At 64.2% G+C, this 22,116-nt stretch carries 21 protein-coding genes; 10 read left to right on the top strand and 11 right to left on the bottom strand.

Going from position 1 to position 22,116, the window contains the following annotated elements; translation table 11 throughout:
• Positions 1-164 precede the first annotated feature (164 nt).
• From FJ867_RS27435 to FJ867_RS27425, 3 genes are read left to right on the top strand one after another with little or no spacing between them, the layout of a single operon-like run.
• Positions 165-749 carry a TRAP transporter small permease subunit gene (locus FJ867_RS27435; RefSeq protein ID WP_140501131.1) on the top strand — a complete coding sequence of 195 codons (585 nt, stop codon included), beginning with the start codon at positions 165-167 and terminating at the stop codon, positions 747-749.
• Entirely contained in the window at positions 746-2,542 is a 1,797-nt protein-coding gene (locus tag FJ867_RS27430) for a TRAP transporter large permease subunit (RefSeq protein ID WP_181168458.1), read from the top strand. The genes FJ867_RS27435 and FJ867_RS27430 overlap by 4 nt, the downstream gene beginning before the upstream one ends.
• Before the next feature lie 19 nt (positions 2,543-2,561).
• The gene (locus FJ867_RS27425; RefSeq protein ID WP_140729533.1) at positions 2,562-3,590 is read left to right on the top strand and encodes a zinc-dependent alcohol dehydrogenase family protein; all 1,029 of its coding nucleotides are present in this window, start codon (positions 2,562-2,564) and stop codon (positions 3,588-3,590) included.
• 147 nt (positions 3,591-3,737) lie between these two features.
• Here the strand turns inward: FJ867_RS27425 and FJ867_RS27420 are convergent, their stop codons facing one another.
• A complete protein-coding gene (locus FJ867_RS27420) occupies positions 3,738-4,847 on the bottom strand; it encodes a TRAP transporter substrate-binding protein (RefSeq protein WP_140501135.1) in 1,110 nt (369 codons plus the stop codon).
• A gap of 244 nt (positions 4,848-5,091) precedes the next feature.
• Between FJ867_RS27420 and FJ867_RS27415 the strand changes: the two genes are divergently transcribed.
• The gene (locus FJ867_RS27415; protein ID WP_246675116.1) at positions 5,092-5,883 is read left to right on the top strand and encodes a gamma-glutamyl-gamma-aminobutyrate hydrolase family protein; all 792 of its coding nucleotides are present in this window, start codon (positions 5,092-5,094) and stop codon (positions 5,881-5,883) included.
• Here the strand turns inward: FJ867_RS27415 and FJ867_RS27410 are convergent, their stop codons facing one another.
• From FJ867_RS27410 to FJ867_RS27390, 5 genes are all read right to left on the bottom strand, one after another.
• Positions 5,884-6,288 (bottom strand): hypothetical protein, encoded by a 405-nt coding sequence (locus tag FJ867_RS27410; RefSeq protein WP_140819090.1) that lies wholly within the window; start codon positions 6,286-6,288, stop codon positions 5,884-5,886.
• Between the two features lie 86 nt (positions 6,289-6,374).
• Entirely contained in the window at positions 6,375-7,358 is a 984-nt protein-coding gene (locus FJ867_RS27405; protein WP_140819089.1) for a 2-hydroxyacid dehydrogenase, read from the bottom strand.
• On the bottom strand, positions 7,355-8,377 hold the full coding sequence (locus FJ867_RS27400) for a LacI family DNA-binding transcriptional regulator (RefSeq protein WP_140501249.1): 1,023 nt from the start codon (positions 8,375-8,377) through the stop codon (positions 7,355-7,357). Before FJ867_RS27400 ends, FJ867_RS27405 begins: the two co-directional genes overlap by 4 nt.
• A gap of 67 nt (positions 8,378-8,444) precedes the next feature.
• Positions 8,445-9,329, bottom strand: coding sequence for a DMT family transporter (locus FJ867_RS27395; RefSeq protein ID WP_181165295.1), 885 nt, complete (start codon positions 9,327-9,329; stop codon positions 8,445-8,447).
• Between the two features lie 173 nt (positions 9,330-9,502).
• On the bottom strand, positions 9,503-9,910 hold the full coding sequence (locus FJ867_RS27390; protein ID WP_140558756.1) for a DUF2000 family protein: 408 nt from the start codon (positions 9,908-9,910) through the stop codon (positions 9,503-9,505).
• A gap of 49 nt (positions 9,911-9,959) precedes the next feature.
• Here FJ867_RS27390 and FJ867_RS27385 point away from each other — a divergent pair, with 49 nt between their 5' ends.
• Entirely contained in the window at positions 9,960-10,829 is an 870-nt protein-coding gene (locus FJ867_RS27385) for an AraC family transcriptional regulator (RefSeq protein WP_140819087.1), read from the top strand.
• Positions 10,830-10,845: 16 nt separating this feature from the next.
• Here FJ867_RS27385 and FJ867_RS27380 read toward each other — a convergent pair whose 3' ends face one another.
• Positions 10,846-11,316, bottom strand: a complete 471-nt coding sequence (locus tag FJ867_RS27380) for a MarR family transcriptional regulator (protein WP_140525594.1) — start codon at positions 11,314-11,316, stop codon at positions 10,846-10,848.
• A 412-nt stretch (positions 11,317-11,728) separates the two neighbouring features.
• Between FJ867_RS27380 and FJ867_RS27375 the strand changes: the two genes are divergently transcribed.
• The 5 genes from FJ867_RS27375 (at position 11,729) to FJ867_RS27355 (ending at position 17,510) form a co-directional block, all read left to right on the top strand.
• Positions 11,729-12,778, top strand: a complete 1,050-nt coding sequence (locus FJ867_RS27375; protein ID WP_140580609.1) for a GTP-binding protein — start codon at positions 11,729-11,731, stop codon at positions 12,776-12,778.
• A 119-nt stretch (positions 12,779-12,897) separates the two neighbouring features.
• Positions 12,898-13,872 carry a WD40 repeat domain-containing protein gene (locus tag FJ867_RS27370; protein ID WP_140501149.1) on the top strand — a complete coding sequence of 325 codons (975 nt, stop codon included), beginning with the start codon at positions 12,898-12,900 and terminating at the stop codon, positions 13,870-13,872.
• A gap of 97 nt (positions 13,873-13,969) precedes the next feature.
• A complete protein-coding gene (locus FJ867_RS27365) occupies positions 13,970-15,343 on the top strand; it encodes an aspartate aminotransferase family protein (RefSeq protein WP_140819085.1) in 1,374 nt (457 codons plus the stop codon).
• Positions 15,344-15,390: 47 nt separating this feature from the next.
• Entirely contained in the window at positions 15,391-16,776 is a 1,386-nt protein-coding gene (locus tag FJ867_RS27360; protein WP_140567892.1) for a glutamine synthetase family protein, read from the top strand.
• Complete coding sequence (locus FJ867_RS27355) at positions 16,713-17,510, top strand: UdgX family uracil-DNA binding protein (protein ID WP_348641450.1); 798 nt, start codon at positions 16,713-16,715, stop codon at positions 17,508-17,510. The genes FJ867_RS27360 and FJ867_RS27355 overlap by 64 nt, the downstream gene beginning before the upstream one ends.
• Positions 17,511-17,519: 9 nt before the next feature.
• Here FJ867_RS27355 and FJ867_RS27350 read toward each other — a convergent pair whose 3' ends face one another.
• The 4 genes from FJ867_RS27350 to FJ867_RS27335 form a co-directional block, all read right to left on the bottom strand.
• On the bottom strand, positions 17,520-18,785 hold the full coding sequence (locus FJ867_RS27350; RefSeq protein WP_140819081.1) for a glycerate kinase: 1,266 nt from the start codon (positions 18,783-18,785) through the stop codon (positions 17,520-17,522).
• Between the two features lie 184 nt (positions 18,786-18,969).
• Positions 18,970-19,476 carry a heme-degrading domain-containing protein gene (locus FJ867_RS27345; RefSeq protein ID WP_140580611.1) on the bottom strand — a complete coding sequence of 169 codons (507 nt, stop codon included), beginning with the start codon at positions 19,474-19,476 and terminating at the stop codon, positions 18,970-18,972.
• A gap of 89 nt (positions 19,477-19,565) precedes the next feature.
• Complete coding sequence (gene guaD, locus FJ867_RS27340; RefSeq protein WP_140819079.1) at positions 19,566-20,879, bottom strand: guanine deaminase; 1,314 nt, start codon at positions 20,877-20,879, stop codon at positions 19,566-19,568.
• 2 nt (positions 20,880-20,881) lie between these two features.
• Entirely contained in the window at positions 20,882-22,099 is a 1,218-nt protein-coding gene (locus tag FJ867_RS27335; RefSeq protein ID WP_140501161.1) for a urate hydroxylase PuuD, read from the bottom strand.
• Between the last annotated feature and the right edge of the window lie 17 nt (positions 22,100-22,116).

The following is a 22,116-nucleotide window of genomic DNA, read 5'->3' as shown; positions in this document are numbered from 1 at the left end:
TGCGCCGTCTGCCTGCGCTTCGTCGGCTTCCTCGTCTCACAACCGCGTTGACAGCGCCGCTCCTGTGTTGACCCGTCCTGCCACGCACGGCATACGGTTAGGCCACAGCGGCGCGGCGGAAAACAAGGGGGAGCCGTCGCGCCTCGGCCAACAGGGAGGAATGCATGGCAGGGCTTCTCGCTCTATCCAGGACGATCGACCGTGTGAACGAGTTCATCGGCAAATGGATATCGTGGTTGATCCTGCTGGCAATCCTGGTGAGCGCCGCTAACGCGACCATCCGCAAGGTGTTCGACACCTCGTCGAATGCGTGGCTGGAGCTGCAATGGTACCTGTTCGGCGCCGCCTTCATGCTGGCGGCGGCCTATACGCTGAAGCAGAACGACCATATCCGCATCGACATCGTCTATGGCCTGTTCCCGCGGCGCGTGCAGCACTGGATCGACCTTTTCGGCCATGTCTTTTTCCTGATGCCGTTCGTGACGCTGATGGTGATCTATTTCGTCCCGTATGTGTCGCTGTCGTTCCGCAGCGGCGAAATGTCGAACAATTCCGGCGGGCTGATCATCTGGCCGGCAAAGGCGATCCTGCTGGTCGGCTTCTTCCTGCTAGCGCTGCAGGGCATCTCCGAGATCATCAAGAAGATCGCCATCATGCGCGGCGACATGGACGACCCGACCCCGTTCATATCGGCGCATGAGCAGGCGGAACTCGAAGCCAAGGCACTGGCCGACGAGGTGCGCTCGTGATCGAGTTCATCGCCCAGAACATGGCGCCGATCATGTTCGCCTCGCTGGTCCTCTTCCTGCTGATCGGCTATCCCGTCGCCTTCTCGCTCGCCGCCAACGGACTTTTGTTCTTTTTCATCGGCGTGCTGGTCTCACCCTATTCGGGCGGCTCGATCAATCTCGCCTGGCCGCTGCTGCATGCGTTGCCGGATAATTTCTACGGCAGCCGGGTGATGTCGAACGACACGCTGCTGGCGATCCCTTTCTTCACCTTCATGGGCATCGTGCTCGAGCGATCGGGGATGGCGGAAGACCTGCTCGATACGATCGGCCAGCTGTTCGGGCCGATCCGCGGCGGGCTTGCCTATGCCGTGATCTTCGTCGGCGCGCTGCTGGCCGCGACGACCGGCGTGGTGGCGGCATCGGTCATCGCCATGGGGCTGATCTCGCTGCCGATCATGCTGCGCTACGGCTATGACCGCCGGCTGGCGTCCGGCGTCATCGCCGCGTCCGGAACGCTCGCCCAGATCATCCCGCCGTCGTTGGTGCTGATCGTGCTCGCCGACCAGCTCGGCCGCTCGGTCGGCGACATGTATGCGGGCGCGCTGATCCCCGGCATCGTGCTGACCAGCCTCTACATGCTCTACATCCTGATCATGACGATCGTCCGGCCGAATTCGATGCCGGCGCTGCCGCTGGAAGCACGCACGCTCGGCCATGGCGTCGTGTCGCTGCTGGTGGCGTTGCTGGCGACGGTGGCGATCTCCTACGCGGCCTACCGCTATCTCGCACCGACCCATGGCGACAATGCCGACATCCTCGGCGCCAGCATCGGCGTGGCCGTGATCTATATCGTTGCGATCGCCGATCAGCGCCTGAAAATCAACATGATGTCGCGGCTGGCGCAGCAGGTCGTGATCGTGCTGATCCCGCCATTGGCGTTGATCTTCCTGGTGCTGGGCACCATTTTCCTTGGCATCGCCACTCCAACCGAGGGCGGCGCCATGGGCGCTGTCGGCGCGCTGGCGATGGCGGCGATCAAAGGCCGGCTGTCGCTCGACGTGGTCAGGCAGGCGCTCGCTTCGACGACAAGGCTGTCGTCCTTCGTGCTGTTCATCCTGATCGGCGCGCGCGTCTTCTCCCTCACCTTCTACGGCGTCAACGGCCACATCTGGGTCGAGCATCTCTTGACCTCGCTGCCGGGCGGCGAGGTCGGCTTCCTGATCGGCGTCAACATCCTGGTCTTCGTGCTTGCCTTCTTCCTCGATTTCTTCGAACTGGCCTTCATCATCGTGCCGTTGCTGGCACCGGCCGCCGACAAGCTCGGCATCGACCTGATCTGGTTCGGCGTGCTTCTGGGCGTCAACATGCAGACCAGCTTCATGCATCCACCCTTCGGCTTCGCGCTGTTCTACCTGCGCTCGGTCGCCGCCCGGGTGCCCTATCTCGACCGCTTGACCGGCAAGCAGATCGCGCCGGTGACCACGGGCCAGATCTATTGGGGCGCCGTGCCGTTCGTCTGCATCCAGGTGATCATGATCGGGCTCACCATCGCCTTCCCGCAAATGGTGATGCACTACAAGGGCACAGCGGTCGATTCCGGCACGATCGACTATACGGTGCCGGAGGTGCCGGGACTGACGCCGCTCGGCACGCCGCCGGCCGGGAGCGGAACCGCACCCGCCACTCGCGCCCCGCCGCCCGCCGCGCCTGCCGCGCCCGACCTGTCGCAACCGCCGAACTTCGGCGACACGGCGCCCGCCAAACCGGCGGCACCACAGCCGGATCTGTCGCAGCCGCCGAATTTCAACTGATGCCGGAGGTCGCAAAACCATGAAAGCGGTACGGCTGGAAGCGGTTGGCAGCATCACGCTGCGCGAGGTCGCCGAGCCGGTTCCCGGGCCTGACGATCTGCTGGTGCGCATCGAGGCCTGCGGCGTCTGCGGCACGGACCGGCATCTCTTCCACGGCGAGTTTCCCTGCCGGCCGCCGGTAACACCCGGACATGAGTTCTCCGGCATCGTCGAGGCAATGGGACATTCCGTGAGCGGCTTCTCGATCGGCGACCACGTCACCGGCGATCCCAACATCGCCTGCGGACGCTGCCGCCATTGCCATGCCGGCCGCATCAATTTGTGCAGCAATCTCAATGCCATCGGCATCCATCGCGACGGCGGCTTCGCCGACTACGTCGTGTTGCCGCAGAAACAGGCCTTCATCCTGCCCGCGGACTTGAAGCCGACGCACGGCGCCTTCTGCGAGCCTCTCGGCTGCTGCCTGCATGGCGTGGATCTGGCCGAGATCAAGCCCGGCTCCTCGGTCGCCATACTTGGCGGCGGCGTGATCGGCCTGCTCACAGTGCAACTGGCAAGGCTTGCAGGGGCGACGACCATCATCCTGTCGACGCGACAGGCATCACGGCGCGCACTGGCCGAGGAGCTCGGCGCGACGGCAACGGTCGACGCAAGCGCCGCCGACGTCATCGATGCCATCTCCGGGCCAGCGGGACTGGTGCCCGGCGGTGTCGACGTGGTGCTCGAATGTGCCGGTGTCCAGGAAACGGTCGAGCAGTCGCTGCGGCTGGCGAGGGCCGGCGGTACGGTCGTCATTGTCGGCGTGGTGCCGCAAGGCATGAAGGCGGCGTTCGAGCCCTTCGATCTTCTGTTTCGCGAGTTGAAGGTTCTCGGCTCCTTCCTCAACCCCTACACGCACCGCCGCGCCGCCGAGCTGATCGCTTCGGGCGCGATCGAGATCGACCGGCTGATCTCCAGGCAGGTGCCGCTGGAAGAGGCCGCCGCGGTAATCGCCAACCCGCCTGCCGCCGGCGAGGTCAAGGTGGTGGTGGTGCCGGACCGAGGCTGAGTGCCGCTGTCGCTTCGAACCCGTTCGACCCCCGGCGCTGCGGCGCAAGTTTCGACGCCTTCGACTATCGATGTTTCCAGCACCGACGCCCAACGAATAAACCCCGGACTACCGAGTCCGGGGTCTTCGAAATAAGGCAGAAAAACCTTACAGCTTGCCGTTGCGCTGCTGGACCATCATGAAGGTGTCGTAATTGTACTCGGCCACCTGCGCCCAGAGATAGTGCTCCTTACGGAAGCCCTTGATCGAGTCCCAGATCTTCTTGAACGGCGCGTTCGAGGCTTCCATTTCGGCGTAGACCTCATTGGCCTTCTCGAAGCAGGCGGACATGATCTCCTGGCTGAACGGACGCAGTTTGGCGCCGCCGGCCACCAGCCGCTTCACCGCCGCAGGATTGAGATAGTCGTATTTCTGCAGCATGTTGGCATCGGCGGCTTGCGCGGCGGTATGCAGCAGCGACTTGTAAGTCGGCGAAAGTTCTTCATATTTCGCCTTGTTGAACATCAGGTGGACGGTCGGGCCGCCTTCCCACCAGCCTGGATAATAGTAGTAGGGCGCGACCTTGTAGAAGCCGAGCTTCTCGTCGTCATAGGGGCCGACCCATTCGGCTGCGTCGATGGTGCCCTTTTCAAGCGCCGGGTAGATGTCGCCGCCGGCGATCTGCTGCGGCACGACGCCGAGCTTCTGCACAACCTTGCCGGCGAAGCCGCCGATGCGCATCTTGAGGCCGGAAAGGTCGGCCACCGTGTTGATCTCCTTGCGGAACCAGCCGCCCATCTGCACGCCGGTATTGCCGCCAGGCAGGCCGAACAAGCCTTGCGTGGCGAGAAATTCGTTGAACAGGTCGATGCCGCCGCCATGATAGTGCCAGGCATTCATGCCGCGCGCGTTGAGCGAGAACGGAACCGCCGCGCCCAGCGCCCAGGTCGGATCCTTGCCCCAGTAATAATATGCCACCGTGTGGCAGGCCTCGACCGTGCCGGCGGTCGTGGCGTCGGCCGCCTGAAGGCCGGGCACCAGTTCGCCAGCGGCGAAGACCTGGATCTGGAAATTGCCGTCGGTGGCTTCCGAAAGCATCTTTGAGAAGACCTCGGCGCCGCCATAGATCGTGTCGAGCGATTTGGGAAAGGACGACGCCAGCCGCCAGGTCACCTTTGGATTGGACTGGGCTATGGCCGGCGCGGCGAGCGTGGCGGCGGCCGCGGCGGCGCCAACGCCGGTCGTCCCGGCCTTGCGGATGAATGAACGACGATCCATGAAGTCCTCCCTTTTGGATCAACAAACCGACGTGCGGCGCATGCTCGATGTCCCGCACGGCTGGGCGAAACAATACACGGGCAAGGAGTCGAGTCCAGCGTGGCGGCCTGATTTGACGGCGTGTGCGCAGGGCCTTGCAACTATAGTCTAACGGGCCGTTTGGTGGCCCATCCGACAGACCGAAACTTGTCATGGAAAAATGTGCTGGGATCGCCTATTTTGAAGGCAGGATTCCCCGGCCCAGATGGAAAACAAAGCCAAAATGCAGCAGCCGCTCGTCGCCATATCGACCGACGTCCGTCAATTCGACAACTACACCTGGCATGCCGCCCCACAGCAATATCTGGAGGCGGCGATCGCCGGCGCCGGCGTGTTTCCGGTGCTGGTGCCCTCGTTCGGCGATCGGCTCGATTTCGATGAGCTGCTGTCGTCGGTCGACGGCGTCATGCTGACTGGCTCGAAATCCAATGTCGACCCCTCGCTCTATGGCGGCGATGCCAGCGAGGCGAACGGCCCCTATGACCCGGCACGCGACGCCACCACCTTGCCGCTGATTCGCAAAGCGATCGAGCGTGGCGTGCCGCTGCTTGCCATCTGCCGCGGCATCCAGGAGATGAACGTGGCGCTGGGCGGCACGCTGGGCACTGAAATCCAGGAGCGTGAAGGCTCGCTCGACCACCGCGCGCCGGTGAGCGACAATCAGGACGAACGTTTCGCGATTCACCAGACCGTTTCGATCAAGGCGGGCAGTTGCCTGGCCGGTGTGTTTGGGGCCGGCGACATGAAGGTCAACTCTTTGCACCGCCAGGCAATCGGCCGGCTTGGTTCGAAGCTGCAGATCGAAGCCGTGGCCGACGACGGCACCGTCGAGGCGGTCTCTGTAAAGGATGCCCGCGCTTTCGCGGTCGGCGTCCAGTGGCATCCCGAATACTGGATCAAGTCGGATAGTAACTCGGCCAAGATCTTCCGGGCCTTCGGCGACGCGGTTCGCCTGCATGCGGCTGCCAAGGCCGGCGCCCGCGCGGCGGCGGAGTAATCAGTCGTCGGTGCTCGGATCCCCGGCGGCCGCCAGCGACAGCAGCGGCAGTGCAGGAGCGTAGGATTCGAATCCGTCGCCATCGGCGACCGCGAAGGTGACGATCGGATCGACGCCGTTGACGCTGAAGGCGACCGTGCCGTCCTCCTGCTCGCGCCAGAATTTCGCCCGCTCGATGCCTGGCATGAGTCGGCTACAGTTCGGAGCCACCGTCAAAAGCGACAGGCCGTCCGAGACGATGGCGCCGCGTTTGATTGCGCAAACCCCCTCATCACCATTGGCGACCAGCCTGTAGGTGTCGGGCGGCGCGGCCTCTTCAGCGACGCTTTCGCCAGTGCCGCCATGAAACAGCTGAACGCCGCCAAACAGGGCGGCGGCTCCGATCAGTACGGAAAGCGTTTTCATGGTGATCCTCATCCATGCGTACGGACAGGATGAAGAATGATTTCAAAGGGTTAAGCTGACGTTAATAAATATGGCAGCCCGACCGCTCAGCAGCGCGCCTTCACATGCGCGGTCTCGGGCACAGGTGTGATCGACCGGCGCTCGCTGAACCAGGACACCAGATTGTCGACGCACAGATCCGCCATGGCGCGACGTGTGTGCTCCGACGCCGAACCGACATGCGGCAACAGACTGGCATTGGTCGCGTCAAGCAGCGCCCGCGGCACGTTCGGTTCGTCGGCGAAGACATCGAGCCCGGCGGCGGCGATAGTGCCCTTGGCGAGGGCTGTCGCAAGCGCCGCCTCGTCGACCGTGCTGCCGCGCCCGATATTGACGAAGACGCCGTTGGCGCCAAGCGCCGACAGGATCTCGGCATCGACCGCCTTTTCCGTCGAGGCGCCGCCCGGGACCACCGAAATCAGCGTGTCGACTGCTTCGACGAGGCCCTTCAGCGTCGGATGATAGGGGTAGGACAGGCCCTCGACCCGGCGCCGGTTGTGATAGGCGACGGGCAATCCGAACGCCTCCAGCCGGCGGGCAATGGCGAGCCCGATGCGGCCCATGCCGAAAATGCCGGCGCTGCGGCCGCGCAAGGTAAGCCGGCTCAAGGGATAGTTGCCCTTGCGCTGCCAGCTGCCGTCGCGCAGCCAGGCTTCGGCGCGCGGCAGGTCGCGCACGGTGTTGATCAGCAGGCCGATGGCGGTGTCGGCGACCTCCTCGGTCAGCACATCCGGCGTGTTGGTGACCATGATGCCGTGATCGCCAGCGTGGCGGGCATCGACCGAATCGTAGCCAACACCGAAACTGGCGACGATCTCAAGCTTGGGCAATGCATCCATGAAGGCCGCGCTGATGCCGCCGAACGAGGCGATGGCGCGCACGTTGTCACGCATTTCATCGGTGACCAGGGACGGGTCGGCGCGCTCGATCCCGACACGCCTGAATGTCCGGTCGATGCGCTCGACCGCGTGGTCGTTGAAATGCCCCGGCACCAGGATGGCGACGGTTTGCAGTTGCTCGGGCCTTGTCATGCACGCTCCACCGGCTTGCCGGTCGACTGTCGCACATGCAGTTCCGGCTTGATCAGTTCCTGAGAGGGCCGCACCGTCTGCCCGTTCAGCTTGTCGAGCAGGGCGCTGGCGGCGCGGCGGCCAACCTCGCGCTGACCGTTCCACACGGTGGTCAGCGCCGGCGTGGCGATTGCCGCCTCCTCGAGATCGTCGTAGCCGGTGACCGATATGTCCAGGCCGGGCACCAGGCCGGCGCGCGCGATGCCGTTCATCAGGCCGATGGCGACGAGGTCGTTCCAGCAGCAGGCGGCTGTCGGCTTGTCCTTCAGGGCCAGAAACTGTCCGGCGGCCTCGAAGCCAGCCTGCTTGGTGCGCGGGCCGGGGATGCGCCAGGCCGGCCGCACTTCCAGCCCGGCGGCCTCCATGGCGTTGACATAGCCCTGGTAGCGATCGCGGCCGGTCGAGGTCTGGTCGGTGCCGCCGATCATGGCGATGCGCTTGTGGCCGAGCGAGATCAGGTGATTGGTGGCAAGCCCCGTGCCATAGGCATCGTCGCCGCGAAAAACCGGCACGTCGGCGCCCTCGACGGTGCGCGCGATCAGCACCGCCGGCAGGCCGTTTTCCTCGGCCATCAGAATATCCGAGGCCGGAGTGCCGATGGCCGGCGACATGATGACGCCGTCGGCGCCGAGCTGCAAAAGCGTGTCGATGAAAGTGCGCTGCTTCTCGAGCTGGTCGTAGTGATTGGACAGGATGAAGGTCTGGCGGCTGCGGTCGAGCTCGCTTTCGATCGAGCGCAGTATCTCGGCGAAGAACGGGTTCATGATGTCATGCACGACGACGCCGACAATGCCCGAACGCGAGGTACGCAGGCTGGCGGCACGGCGGTTGTAGATGTAGCCGATGGCGCGGGCATGTTCCTTGATGCGGTCACGGGTGCCGCCTGCCACCAGCGGGCTGTCGCGCAGCGCCAGCGATACCGTGGCCGTGGACACGCCGAGCGCATCCGCGATCGTCGACAGCTTGATCTTCTGTGCCAGCCTTCCCCTCCCCCGTCGTTTTTTTAAACTGTTTAAAGGCGGCCTTATGCCACCCTTCGACGCTAAATCAAAGTTTTTTTGCCAGCGCTTCCGCCTCGACGTCCAGCACCGCACGATTGCGCAGGCGCAGCCGGTGCTCGCGATGAACGATGTAGAGACCGCTGGCGACGATGACGGCGGCGCCGACGAGTGTCCAGCGGTCGGGGAACTGCTTGAAGACGATGAGCCCGGAAAGGATCATCCACACCATCTGCGAATAGGGATAGGGGGCGAGCGCGGTGGTGGTGGCCATGCGATAGGCCTGCACCAGAAGCCAATGACCGACGCCGCCAAAGACGCCGAGCATGAGCAGGATGAACCAGTGCCAGCCATCATGCGGCAGGGAAAACGAGAACGGCAGCATGGGCAGGAGCACCACCGCCGGGGCCAGTGCCGAAAACAGGATGAGGCTTTCCGATGTCTCGGTCGCCGACATGCGCCGGGTCATGATCACATAGAAGCAGTTCGACAGCATCGAGCCGAGCGCGAACAGGTGGCCGATGCCGAAAACGCCGACTCCCGGCCTTGTGATGATCAGAACCCCGGCGAACGCGGCCAGGATCGCCAGCCACCGCCGCCAGCCCGCCCATTCGCCAAGCAGCGGGCCGGCAAGTGCGGTGATGACCATCGGCCCGAAGAAATAGATCGATGTCGTCTCGGCCAGTTGCAGGGACCGCAGCGCCAGCACGTTGAAGATGGTCGAGCCGAACAGGAACAGCCCGCGCAGGACATGAGCCGGCAGGTTGGCCGGACGGAACCGCGCCGGTTCACGCCAGCCGCGCAACAGCGCGCCGACCAGCACGACATGCACGGCAAAGCGCACCCAGGCGACGACAAGCGCGGAGACGCCGGCTAGGACGAGGTATTTGCTGCTGGTGTCGAGAAAGGTGAAGAAGACATAGGTGGAAAGCATGCACAGGATCGCCACCGGCGGCGTCGCGCTTTCTGAAGATGTTTGGGGAGCACTCACTTGCAGGCCGGATGGAAAGCTGGGCTGAGGCCCACCTTTTGCGGCAATTGCGGGCGTGCGGCAAGCCAAAAGCGGCTGGCACAACAAGAGCTGCGGACAGGCTCAGGCCCGGGTCGTCAGGGATGCATGCGAGCACCCTTGGTGATCTTGTCGACCGTCTTCTTGTCGGCGCGTAATGCGATGCCGACAACCTTGGCGTCTTCCGGCGCGAATTCGGCGAAGACGGCGCGGTTGGCGGCGTCGAACCCGGTCGAGAACATCTCCTCGACATAGAGCGAGCTCGTTACTCCGCGCTCCAGGGCGCGGCTGTGGATTGCGCCGAGTGTCGCCTGGTCGGCGGACAGCACGATGACGGGCTGGATCGACAGCGGGTTGTAGACATTGCCGGCGCGGTCACGATAGGGCTCGCCGATGAGATCGGGGAACTGCGCGACGACGCCGCTGGTCAGGAATGCTGTGACGTTGAGTTTTTGCCAGACCGGCAGATCATCCCTGAGCACGATTGCAAATTTCGTATCGAACATGAGACAGTGACCATTCGGGGTTGTGCCCCTTTCAAGGCGAAAGGAAGCGATGTCGCTCGATCTAGGCAGCCAGGCGTTCCAGGGTCTTGGACGTTTGTGCGCGGAGGCCGCGGAAAACTGCATCATTGCCGCCTGCGATCCTGCCGGCATGGAGCGCATCGAGGCGCGATTCCACGGCAGCGCCTTCGACCTGCATCGCCACGACACCTATGCGATCGGGGTGACGCTGCAAGGCGTGCAGAGCTTTCGCTATCGCGGTGCGGTGCGGCATAGCCTGCCTGGCCAGATCATCGTCCTGCATCCCGACGAACTGCATGATGGCGGCGCCGGAACCGAGGACGGGCTGCGCTACAGGATCCTCTATCTGGAACCGTCACTGATGCTGGACTGCCTCGGCGGCGCATCGCTGCCTTTCGTCAGGCAGGCCGTGGTGGCGGACGAACGCCTGCGCGCGACCTTGCTTTCGGCGCTGGGTCCGCTGGAGGAGGAACTCGATGAGCTGTTCGTCGCCGACTTCCTGGCGCAACTGATGCAAGGGCTCGCCCGCCATGCCGGCCAGCCGGCGAGAGCGGTGCCGGGAACGGCCTGGCGGGCGGCCGCTCTGGCGCGCGACTATCTCACGGAAAACTCTGCCCGGCCCGTGCGATCCGACGAGTTGGAGGCGGTTACCGGGTTCGACCGCTATGCCTTGTCCAGGCATTTCCGCGCCGCTTTCTCCACCAGCCCGCATCGTTTCCTTTTGATGCGCCGGCTTCAGCGCGCGCGGCGCATGATCGCCGCCGGCGAGCCGCTGGCACAGATCGCGGCCGAAGCCGGTTTCAGCGACCAAAGCCACTTCAACAGGCAATTCAAGAAGGCATTCGGCATGACGCCGGGACGCTGGTCTTCGCTGATCCGTGGGTCCGCCGCGGTGGCCTGATCACCGCAACCGGCGGTCAGTCGTCCGACTCGGCGTCGTCGTCGATCAAGGCCAGGTCTTCGTTCGAAAGATTGGCCTCGATGCGGGCAAGAAATTTGAACAGCGCCTTCTGGTCCTTCTTGTCGAGGCCCTTCAGCGCCTGCTTTTCGGTCTTCTTCACCGACTTTTCGATGGCGCGGATGGTCTCGCGACCGGTGTCGGTGAGAAAGATATGCGCCTGGCGGGCATCGGCGTCGGAGGCGCGCTTTTGCAGAAAGCCCTGTGCCTGCAGCCGATTGATGGTTTTGGTGATGGTGGGCGGGCGCACGCCGAGCCGGCCAGCCAGATTGCCCGGGGTTTGGCCGTCCTCGCGGTCGAGCGCCAGCATGATCTGGTCCTGGCCGGCATAGAAGCCATGCGCCAGCAGCCGTGCCGCAAGCGCTGTTCTTGCCAGCCTTGCCGCCGAATGCAGCCGGCTCATTGTCGCAGTCTTGTCCGCCTTGGCCATGGTCATCCCTCTTCGGCCATACCGGTGCGGGGCAGCATAGACGCAGCCGGCCGGTTGGCAATCGACGATCAAAAAAGATTCCGGCGCCTGAAACAGCTTTGCCGGCAAGCATTGCGGTACCCGCCGTGGCTAATGCCAGATGATTATTTCAGTTAGATGACAAACGACTTTTCGCGAAAGCGATTGCGGTGGATCGGCCCGTCGTGGCCGTCCACAGGCTCTTTCTGCGCACCGATACCGCATGGCCTGCAGGGCGCCGCCAGCCGCCTAGTTCGACGAGACGCTGACCTATGGATTGGACCGCAGCCATTCGCGGTTTGCCTCGTGCAAAAGCCCGCCGCGCATCCTATATGGAGCCGACAATCCCTTTCGAGGCCGAAATCTTTCAAGGCCCATCCATTCGAGGCAAGCCATGAGCGACGCACAGACGCAGATCCCCGTAACCGTTCTGACCGGCTATCTCGGCGCCGGCAAGACGACGCTGCTCAACCGCATCCTGTCGGAAAACCACGGCAGGCGCTACGCCGTCATCGTCAACGAATTCGGCGAGATCGGCATCGACAACGACCTGATCGTGGAGTCCGACGAGGAAATCTACGAGATGAACAATGGCTGCGTCTGCTGCACGGTGCGCGGCGACCTGATCCGCGTCGTCGAGGGCTTGATGCGCCGGCCCGGCCGCTTCGACGCCATCGTGGTGGAGACCACGGGTCTCGCCGATCCGGTGCCGGTGGCGCAGACCTTCTTCATGGACGACGACGTGCGCTCCAAGACGAAGCTCGACGCCGTGGTGGCGCTGGTCGACGCCAAGCACCTGCCGCTCAGGCTGAAGGATTCCAAGGAAGCCGAGGACCAGATCGCCTTCGCCGACGTCGTCGTGCTCAACAAGACCGACCTCGTCACACCAGAAGAACTGGCCAAGGTGGAAGCGACGATCCGCGCCATCAACCCGGCCGCAAGGATCCATCGCACCACCCGCGCCGGCGTGGCGCTGTCGGAAGTGCTCGACCGCGGCGCCTTCGACCTGTCCAGGGCGCTGGAGAACGACCCGCATTTCCTCGAGGCGCATGACGACCACCATGATCATCACCACCACGATCATGACGGGCACGATCATGACCACGATGGGCACCACCATCACGCGCACCCATCCGACATCCATGACGTCACGGTGCAGTCGGTTTCGCTGCGCGGGGGCGAGATGGATCCGAAGAAATTCTTCCCCTGGATCGAGAAGGTCACCCAGATGGAGGGGCCGAACATCCTGCGCCTGAAAGGCATCATCGCCTTGAAGGGCGACGACGAGCGTTACGTCATCCAGGGCGTGCACATGATCATCGAGGGCGACCACCAGCGCGCCTGGAAAGACGGCGAGAAGCATGAGAGCCGGCTGGTGTTCATCGGTCGCGAACTGGACGCCGAACGGCTGAAGAAGAGCTTCGAGGCCTGCCAGGCCGCTTGATTTCCGGACTTTATGGCGGTAGCGCTGCCCGCTCTTCCTTCTTCCCTCGCGGGAGAGGGTGGGGCCTTGCTGGCGGCTCCCGAGACGACCAGCAACAATCTGGGATGGACCTGTCCTACATGCCGACCGTCGCCCCGCTTGATCTCGAAGGCCATTGCCTTGCCGCCGTCTTCCTCGGCGACGTGCCGCATTTCGCGCTGGCCGACGGCACCGTCCATCGGCTCGACAATGGCCACAAGACGGTGCAGGCCAATGACGGGCTGCTCGCGGCCTTCCACGATGCCGCCAATGACCGGCTGCTCACCGGCGGCGAAGACGGCAAGGTGTTTGCGGTGAAAGCGGGCGGCGAGGCCAAGGAATTGGCGAGCGCGGGCAAGAAGTGGGTCACCAGCGTCGCCGCTGGCCCGCAAGGTGCCATCGCCTACGCTACAGGCAAGACCGCCTATGTGCGCTTTGCCGACGGCCGCACAAAAGAGTTCGCCCATCCGCGTTCGGTCGAGGGGCTGGCATTTTCGCCCAAGGGCATGCGCTTCGGCGTAGCGCGCTACAATGGCGCGACGCTGCATTTCCCGGCCGCCGAGGGCAAGCCGGTGGAGCTCGAATGGGCCGGCGCCCATACCGGCATCACCTTCTCGCCGGATGGCGCCTTCCTGGTCACCACCATGCAGGAAAACGCGTTGCACGGCTGGAAGCTGGCGGACGGCAAGCACATGCGCATGAGCGGCTATCCCGCCAAGGTCAAAAGCCTGTCATGGAGCGTGAAAGGCAAGTGGCTGGCGAGTTCCGGCGCGCCGGCGGCGATCGTCTGGCCGTTTTCAGGCAAGGACGGGCCAATGGGCAAGGCGCCGCTGGAACTCGGTACGCGCGGCAATGCGATGGTGACCTCAGTCGCCTGCCATCCGAGCCAGGATGTCGTCGCCATCGGCTATGAGGACGGCATGGTGATGGCGGTGCGTTTTTCCGACGCCAAGGAAGTGCTGTTGCGCCGCCCCGGCAAGGGCGCCATCACCTCGATGATGTGGGACAGGGAGGAACGGCGCATCGCCTTCGGCAGTGCCGCCGGCGACTGCGGCGTTATCGACATCACGGGTTAGGGGAGTAGGGGAGTAGGGGAGTAGGGCAATATGGGAGCGGGTTAGAGCATCCGGGCCGTTGAGCGCCTACTCCACTACTGCGCCAGAGAGGGGTTTCATGCACAGCGCCCACACGTCCATTGGCGGCGTCAGCCGCGACCGCATTGCCGCATTGCGGGATACCGAAGGCGCCAGCTTCCGCAAGGCGCGGCCGAAATCGCAGGCCAAGGCCGGCAACGGCCTGCCCGGCTTCTTCGGTGGCGTGCCGATGCACTGGATGAACGACTGGCCGACGCCGTTTCCGATCCTGGTCGAGAGCGCCAAAGGCGCTACGATCACCGACATCGACGGCAACAGGCTCGACGATTTCTGCCTCGGCGACACCGGATCGATGTTCGGCCATTCGCCGCCGGCGATAGCGCGCGCCATCCGCCGGCAGGCCGGACGCGGCCTGACATACATGCTGCCTTCGGAAGATGCGCTCGCCATTGGACCGCTGCTGCAACAGCGCTTCGGCCTGCCGTTCTGGCAGATCGCCACGACGGCGACCGATGCCAACCGCTTCGCGCTGCGCGTTGCCCGCGCCGTCACCGGGCGAGAAAAGATATTGGTTTTCAACGGCTGTTATCACGGCTCTGTCGACGAGACGATGGTGCGGCTGATCGACGGCAAGCCGGCCAACCGGCCCGGATTGGCCGGAGAATTCCGCGACCTGACCCGCACGGCCAAGGTCATCGAGTTCAACGACGTTGCCGCGCTGGAGGCAGCGCTCAGGGACAAGGATGTCGCCTGCGCCATCGCCGAACCGGTGCTGACCAATTCCTGCATGGTGCTGGCCGATCCCGGTTTCCACGAGGCGCTGCGAAAGCTGACCCGCGCGGCCGGCACGCTGCTTCTGATCGACGAGACGCATACGATCTCGACCGGACCGGGCGGCTATTCCGCGAAATACGGGCTGGAGCCGGACCTGTTCGTGCTAGGCAAGCCGATCGCCGGTGGTGTACCGGCAAGCGTATGGGGCATGAGCGAAGAGGTTGCCTCGCGCTACGCCGACTACAACAGGACGAAAGAGCCGGGTTATTCCGGCATGGGCACGACGCTCTCGGCCAATCCTCTGCAATTCGCCGCGATGCGCGCCGCGCTCGAAGAAGTGATGACGGCCGAGAACTACGACCGCATGGATCATCTGGCGCGGCGGCTCGATGCCGGGCTGACCACGGTCATCGACCGCTACCGCCTGCCATGGCATGTCGCCCGCGTCGGCGCCCGCGTCGAATTCATCTGCGCGCCGGGCCCGCTGCGCAATGGGGCGGAGGCGGAGGCCGCGCACGCGCCGGAACTCGAAGCCGCCATCCATGTCGCGCTGGTCAATCGCGGCGTGCTTATCGCGCCCTTCCACAATATGATGCTGATCTCTCCGGCGACCACTGGCGCCCAGGTCAACCGGCTGATCACCGCCTTCGGCGCAGTTGCGGCGGAGCTTGCGGCATGAGACAAGCCACCCAACAGACAGGCGCGCAAGCCAGGCCGGGCTCCATCATGACTTCACCTTCGGGCTCGACGCCCACCGAGGCGCAGGCCTTTCTCGACGCCCATCCTGAGATCGAAGCCTTCGATATCGTGCTGACCGATGCCAACGGCGTCGGCCGTGGCAAGATCGTGCGCCGGCACGAGCTGAAAGCCATCTTCGAAGGCGGCCGGCACATGCCGATCTCGATCCTCGGCCTCGACATCACCGGCGAGGACGTGCACGAGACCGGGCTGATCTGGACCACCGGCGACGGCGATCTGCGCGCCTGGCCGATTCCTGGCACGCTGGTGCCGCTCCACGGGACCAAACCGCCGCGCGGCCAGGTGCTGATGGCGATGTATCATCTCGACGGCGCGCCGATGTCATCGGACCCGCGGCTGGCGCTGGCAAGGCAGGTCGACATATTGGCGTCCAAGGGGCTGTACCCGGCCGGCGCCTTCGAGCTCGAATTTTTTCTCCTCGCCAATGAGCGCGACAGCGACGGCAAGGTGCAGCCGGCGCACGCCGTGCTGGATGGCCGCGTCTCGGGCAAGACCGAGGTCTACTCGGTCGACCATCTGCACGGCATGGAGCCGCTGTTTACCGACATCTATGCCGCGGCCAAGGCACAGGGCATTCCGGCCGAGACCGTGATTTCTGAATATGCGCCCGGCCAGTACGAATTGACGCTGAACTACCGCAAGGATGTGATGCGGGCGGCCGACGACCTCGTTATGCTGAAGCGGCTGGTTCGGGCGCAGGCGCGCCGCCATGGCGTCACGGCTTGCTTCATGGCCAAACCGATCGAGAAATATGCCGGCTCCGGCATGCATTTCCACGTCTCGCTGCAGGACAAGGCCGGCCGAAACGTTTTTTCGGAGGCCGGTGGCGAGAGTTGGTCGCTGCCACTGCTGCGCGGGCTGGGCGGCCTGATCCAGACCATGGCGGAATCGATGCTGGTGTTTGCGCCGCACGCCAATTCCTGGCGGCGCTTCGTCTCCCAATCCTATGCACCGGTGGCGCCGACCTGGGGCGTCAACAACCGGTCGGTGGCGCTGCGCGTGCCGGCGGGCGACGCCAGGAACCGGCGCATCGAGCATCGGCCGTCGGGCGTCGACGCCAACCCCTATCTGATCGCGGCAACCGTGCTTGCCGGCATCGTCAAAGGGCTCGACGAAGGCCTCGACCCCGGCCCCGAGACGACCGGAAACGGCTATGAGGCGGCGGTGACGCGCACGACCATGCCGGTCGACTGGCGCGCGGCGATCGAGGCGGCCAGAGCGTCCAGCTTCCTCAAAGCCGCGCTTGGCGAAGACCTGCACCGCACCTTCGTGGCGATCAAGCAGTCCGAATACCTGCGCGTGGCGCGCACGGTCAGCGAGCTGGACTATCACCTCTATCTGCACGAGGTCTGAGCCCTCGGAGGAACCATCGCCCTTCCCGTCCATTTCAGTGTCAGAACCGACAGGACAGGATGATGGCGACCACAGGCCAAACGCATGAAGCGAAGAGGCCGGCCAGGCGCATTTCCGGGCCGTCCGACGAGCCACTGCCAGATGTCACCTCGATCTCGGAGCTGCGTGAGGTAGCGAAGGCTTGCCACCGCTGCCCGCTGTGGCGCGATGCGACGCAGACCGTGTTCGGCGAAGGGCCTGACGGCGCCAAGGTGATTTTCGTCGGCGAGCAGCCCGGCGATCGGGAAGATCTCGCCGGCGCTCCCTTCGTTGGCCCGGCCGGCAGGGTGTTCGACGCCATACTGGAAGACGCCGGGGTCGACCGCCAGAAAGTCTACGTCACCAATGCGGTCAAGCACTTCAAGTTCGAGCCGCGCGGCAAGCGTCGCATTCATTCCAAGCCGAACGCCGGCGAGATTCAGGCGTGCCGCTGGTGGCTCGACCAGGAATTCGGACTGATCAAACCGAACCTTGCCGTGGCGCTTGGCGCAACGGCGGCATTGTCGCTGCTCGGCAAGGCGGTTCCGGTGACGAAGATGCGCGGCCAGGCGATCGAGCGGGAAGATGGCATGCGTGTGTTCATCACCATCCATCCCTCCTTCATCCTGCGCATCCGTGACCGTGCGGACAAGGAGGCCGAGCGAGAACGGTTCCTTGACGACATGAAGCAGGTGAAGCGGCTGATGGCTGCCTGATCCAAACGATTAGCGAATCAGAATGGCCCTGAGATCGTTGACATTGGTGCCGGTCGGACCGGGCACGAACAGATCGCCGACCGCGTTGAAAGCCGTCCAGGCATTGTTGCCTGCCAGCATCGCCTTGGCGTCGATGCCGGCCGCGCGCATGCGCGAGACCGTTGAACCATCGGCGAAGGCGCCGGCATTGTCCTCAGAGCCGTCGATGCCGTCGGTGTCGGCGGCCAGGGCGTGAATGCCCTTCACATCATTGATGCCGATGGCGAAGGCGAGCAGGAATTCGGAGTTGCGGCCGCCTTTCCCCTTGGCACGCAGCGTCACCGTGGTCTCGCCGCCGGACAGGATCAGCACCGGCTTTGAGAAAGGCCGATTGCGTGTCGCTACTTCGCGCGCGATGGCCGCGTGAACCCCGCCCACCTCGCGGGCTTCGCCTTCGATGGCATCCGAGAGAATGACAGCTTCGATGCCCTGTCGGCTCGCTTCCGCTGCGGCTGCTTCGAGCGACACGCCGGCGGAGGCGATCAGATGCACCTCGTTGCGCGAAAAGCGCTCATCCCCGGGAACTGGTGCATCGGCGGCCGGTGAATTGATATGCGCCATGACCGAGGCCGGCAGGTTCATGCCGTAGGCTGATATCGACGCCAGCGCATCCGCCCGGCTGCCGGTGTCGGGAACGGTCGGGCCGGATGCGACCAGCGCCGGATTGTCACCGGGAATATCGGAGACAACCAGCGACACCATTTTGGCCGGCCAGGCGGCGGCGGCCAGCCGGCCTCCCTTGATGGTGGAAAGATGCTTGCGGATGGTGTTCATCGCCGCGATCGGCGCGCCCGACGCCAGCAGCGCCTCGTTGACGGCGATCTCGTCGGCCAATGTCAGGCCGGTTGCCGGTGACGGCAGCAGCGCCGAACCGCCGCCGGAAATCAGCGCCACCACCAGATCGTCGGCGGTCAGCCCTTGCACCTTCCCGAGCAGCCGCCGCGAAGCCTCGAGCCCGGCGGCGTCCGGCACCGGATGCGCCGCCTCGATGATCTCAATGCGCTCACATTTCGCGTCATAGCCGTAGCGGGTGACGACCAGTCCTTCGAGCGGGCCGTCCCATGCTTTCTCGAAGGCCGCCGCCATCTGCGCCGAGCCTTTGCCGGCGCCGATCACGATGGTGCGGCCCTTGGGCCTGACCGGCAAATGATAGCGGATGGTCTTTTCCGGATCGGCGGCGGCGACGGCGGCGTTGAAGATGGAGGTGAGGAAGGATTTGGGATCGAGAATGGTCATATCCGGCAGCCAGCAGCGTTTCGCGCATTCTTGCAGAGCTGACGTTGCGCCTCACCCCGACCCTCTCCCCGTGAAGAACGGGCATAGGGGGATAGCCAGCGGTGGAGCGTTTCACTTCCACCCGCAGCAGCTACAGCGCAGCTGCTGCGAAGGACGGGCAGGCGGATGAGGGGCGGCGCCGATGTCACGATTTTTCTTCCGGCGGCAATACCAGTTCGCGCTTGTCGAGGCCCAAATGATTACACAGCGCATCGACCACCACGCCGTGATCCTCGCGCTCCGGCAACCCGGAGACGGCGATGACGCCGATGACCCCGACACCCTTGACCGTGACGGGAAAGCCGCCGCCGGCCAGCACGTAGTCAGCAATATCCAGGCCCTCGCCGATCTTGAAAGTGCGGTCGGGGCGCTGCTGTTCCAGCACCATGCGGTAAGTGCTTTTCAGGAACCGCTTGACGACGTTGATTTTGCGCCGCGCCCAGTCGGGATTGGAAGCGTTCGAGCCCGGCATGGCGGCGTAGAACAGCGGCCGGTCGAAGGTCCTGATGTCGACTATGACCGGGAGATTCTCGGTGAGCGCCCTGTCGCGGATCGCGGACCCGACACTGAACGCGACTGCCTCGTCGAAGGCGGGAAAGACAAGGACTTCCTCCTGTCTCTTGATCAGAGCGATGTCTTCGGCAACGGCCATGTCGTTCCCCTTTCAACGTCGCCGCACGCTTTGACGGATGGTTGCCGCTGGGTCAAGCCCGGGTCAAGCAAGGAACGCGCCGTCACGTTCTAAATTGCCAAATCGGTTTTTGCCGGCCGACCCGCCACATAGACCTCGCGCACGGCGCGATCATCGCCCAGCGTCTGCAAGAGAAAGAGTTCCTGCGCCAGCGTCTCGACGGTCTCCATCCTGAGCCGCATCGACGACGTCGCCCTGGCGTCCAGCACGACGATATCGGCATCGGTGCCTTCCTCCAGCGTGCCGATCCTTTGCGCCACCGACAGCGCCTCGGCGTTGCCGCGCGTGACCTGCCAGAAGGACTGGAACGGGTTCAGCTTCTCGCCGTTCAGCGCGATCACCTTGTAGCCCTCGTCCATGGTGCGCAGCATGGAATAGTTGGTGCCGCCACCGACATCGGTGGCGGCGGCGATGCGGAGGGCTTTATCGCGGGTGCGGTAGCGCTGATAATCGAACAGGCCGGAGCCGAGGAAAAGGTTCGAGGTCGGGCAGAACACGGCTACGGAGCCGCTGTCCGAAAGCGCGTCCGCTTCCCGCTCCGACAGATGGATGCAATGGCCGAGCAGGCTCTTTCTACCCAACAGCCCGTAATGCTCATAGACGTCGGTGTAATCGCGCGACCACGGATAAAGCTCCTGCGTGAAGGCGATCTCGGCATGGTTTTCCGACAGATGCGTCTGGATGTGCAGGTCGGGGTATTCGCGGCATAGCGCGCCGGCCATCTCCATCTGCTCCGGCGACGAGGTGATCGCGAAGCGAGGGGTGATGGCATAAAGCTGCCGGCCCTTGCCGTGCCACTCCTTGATCAGCGCCTTGCTGTCGTCATAGCCCGATTGCGGCGTGTCGAGCACGCCATCGGGCGCGTTGCGGTCCATCATCACCTTGCCGGCGATGTTGAGCATGTTGCGGTCATGCGACTCGGCGAAGAAAGCTTCTGCGGAGGCCTTGTGCACGGAACAGTAGGCGGCAACCGTCGTGGTGCCGTGGCGCACCATCTCGTCGAGGAATAGCCGCGCGACGCGCCGGCCATGCTGCGCATTGGCGAACTTCGTCTCCTCCGGGAAAGTGTAGGCGTTCAGCCAATCGAGCAGTTCCGCGCCGTAGGAGGCGATGATCTGCATCTGCGGGAAATGCACATGGGCATCGATGAAGCCCGGAAGCAGCAGATGCGGCCGGTGATCAATCCTTCTCGCTGTCTCGCCTGCCTTCCTTTCAACATCGACGTAAGCGCCCGCAGCGACGATCCTGCCGTCGTGGATCAGCAGGCCGCCATCCTCCTCGTAGCGCCAGGCGGAATGATCATCGATGCTTTCAGGCCAGCGCACGAAGGACAGCGTGCGGCCACGCAGAAGTGTCGATGTCATGCTTATTTCCCCGCGCCTTCGAACCAGGCCACCAGCAGCGCCCGCTCCTTGTCGGTGATCTGGCTGACATTGGCGGGCGGCATGGCATGGCTGCGGCCGGCCTGCAGATAGATCTCGCGGGCATGCTCGGCGATGCCGGCGTCGGTATCCAGCATCACGCCCTTGGGCGCATGGTAGATGCCCTCGTAGACCGGCTCCTGTGAATGGCACATCGAGCAGCGGCCGAGCACGGTGTCGCGCACGGCCGGGAAATGGGCCGAGGCGATATAGACTTGCGCCGAGGCGGACGCCTTTGGTTCGCCGGTCAACACCTTCGGCACGGTGGACAACCAGACGATGATGAGGAACAGGACAAGGGCGCCCAGCCAGGTCCAGTGCGGGTTGCCGGCGCGCTTGTGCACGGTGTTGAAGTAGTGGCGGATCAACACGCCGATGATGAACACCAGGGAGGCGATGATCCAGTTGAACTCAGTGCCGAACGCCAGCGGGTAATGGTTCGACAGCATCAGAAACAGCACCGGCAGCGTCAGGTAATTGTTGTGGAGCGAGCGCTGCTTGGCGATCTTGCCGTATTTCGGATCCGGCTTGCGGCCGGCGATGAGGTCGGCAACGACAATCTTCTGGTTGGGGATGATGACCATGAAGACATTGGCCGACATGATCGTGGCGGTGATGGCGCCCAGATGCAGGAAAGCGGCGCGGCCGGTGAACAGATGGGTCAGTCCCCAGGCGATGAACACCAGCACGCAGTAGAGCACCAGCATCAGGCCTGTATCGCTTTTGCCCAGCGGCGAACGGCAGAGCAGGTCATAAACCACCCAGCCGACGCCGATCGTCGCCATCGACAGGACGATCCCGACCGGCACAGACATCGGCAGCACGTTGGGATCGATCAGGAACAGGTCGGCCCCGGCATAGTAGACCACGCACAGCATGGCGAAGCCGGACAGCCAGGTGGCGTAGGATTCCCATTTGAACCAGGTGAGGTGTTCCGGCATCTCGGCCGGCGCGACCAGGTATTTCTGGATGTGATAGAAGCCGCCGCCATGCACCTGCCACTCCTCGCCGAAGGCGCCGACAGGCATGCCCGGTCGCTGGCGCAAACCGAGATCAAGCGCGACGAAATAGAAGGACGAGCCGATCCAGGCGATGCCGGTGATGACGTGCAGCCAGCGCACGGCAAAGCTCAGCCAGTCCCAGAAAATAGCGAAATCCATCATTGAAGTCGTCCCTGCCG

It is taken from the genome of Mesorhizobium sp. B2-5-3 (assembly GCF_006441005.1).
Lineage (GTDB): Bacteria > Pseudomonadota > Alphaproteobacteria > Rhizobiales > Rhizobiaceae > Mesorhizobium.
The sequence above is the reverse complement of the archived record's forward strand: the minus strand, read 5'-3'. Positions and strand labels throughout refer to the sequence as shown.

Coding starts and splice junctions, on each gene's coding strand:
- FJ867_RS27435 (WP_140501131.1), top strand. CDS start 165: ATGGCAGGGCTTCTCGCTCTATCCAGGACGATCGACCGTGTGAACGAG.
- FJ867_RS27425 (WP_140729533.1), top strand. CDS start 2,562: ATGAAAGCGGTACGGCTGGAAGCGGTTGGCAGCATCACGCTGCGCGAG.
- FJ867_RS27420 (WP_140501135.1), bottom strand. CDS start 4,847: ATGGATCGTCGTTCATTCATCCGCAAGGCCGGGACGACCGGCGTTGGC.
- FJ867_RS27415 (WP_246675116.1), top strand. CDS start 5,092: ATGGAAAACAAAGCCAAAATGCAGCAGCCGCTCGTCGCCATATCGACC.
- FJ867_RS27410 (WP_140819090.1), bottom strand. CDS start 6,288: ATGAAAACGCTTTCCGTACTGATCGGAGCCGCCGCCCTGTTTGGCGGC.
- FJ867_RS27405 (WP_140819089.1), bottom strand. CDS start 7,358: ATGACAAGGCCCGAGCAACTGCAAACCGTCGCCATCCTGGTGCCGGGG.
- FJ867_RS27395 (WP_181165295.1), bottom strand. CDS start 9,329: ATGCTTTCCACCTATGTCTTCTTCACCTTTCTCGACACCAGCAGCAAA.
- FJ867_RS27390 (WP_140558756.1), bottom strand. CDS start 9,910: ATGTTCGATACGAAATTTGCAATCGTGCTCAGGGATGATCTGCCGGTC.
- FJ867_RS27385 (WP_140819087.1), top strand. CDS start 9,960: ATGTCGCTCGATCTAGGCAGCCAGGCGTTCCAGGGTCTTGGACGTTTG.
- FJ867_RS27380 (WP_140525594.1), bottom strand. CDS start 11,316: ATGGCCAAGGCGGACAAGACTGCGACAATGAGCCGGCTGCATTCGGCG.
- FJ867_RS27375 (WP_140580609.1), top strand. CDS start 11,729: ATGAGCGACGCACAGACGCAGATCCCCGTAACCGTTCTGACCGGCTAT.
- FJ867_RS27370 (WP_140501149.1), top strand. CDS start 12,898: ATGCCGACCGTCGCCCCGCTTGATCTCGAAGGCCATTGCCTTGCCGCC.
- FJ867_RS27365 (WP_140819085.1), top strand. CDS start 13,970: ATGCACAGCGCCCACACGTCCATTGGCGGCGTCAGCCGCGACCGCATT.
- FJ867_RS27360 (WP_140567892.1), top strand. CDS start 15,391: ATGACTTCACCTTCGGGCTCGACGCCCACCGAGGCGCAGGCCTTTCTC.
- FJ867_RS27350 (WP_140819081.1), bottom strand. CDS start 18,785: ATGACCATTCTCGATCCCAAATCCTTCCTCACCTCCATCTTCAACGCC.
- FJ867_RS27345 (WP_140580611.1), bottom strand. CDS start 19,476: ATGGCCGTTGCCGAAGACATCGCTCTGATCAAGAGACAGGAGGAAGTC.
- guaD (WP_140819079.1), bottom strand. CDS start 20,879: ATGACATCGACACTTCTGCGTGGCCGCACGCTGTCCTTCGTGCGCTGG.
- FJ867_RS27335 (WP_140501161.1), bottom strand. CDS start 22,099: ATGATGGATTTCGCTATTTTCTGGGACTGGCTGAGCTTTGCCGTGCGC.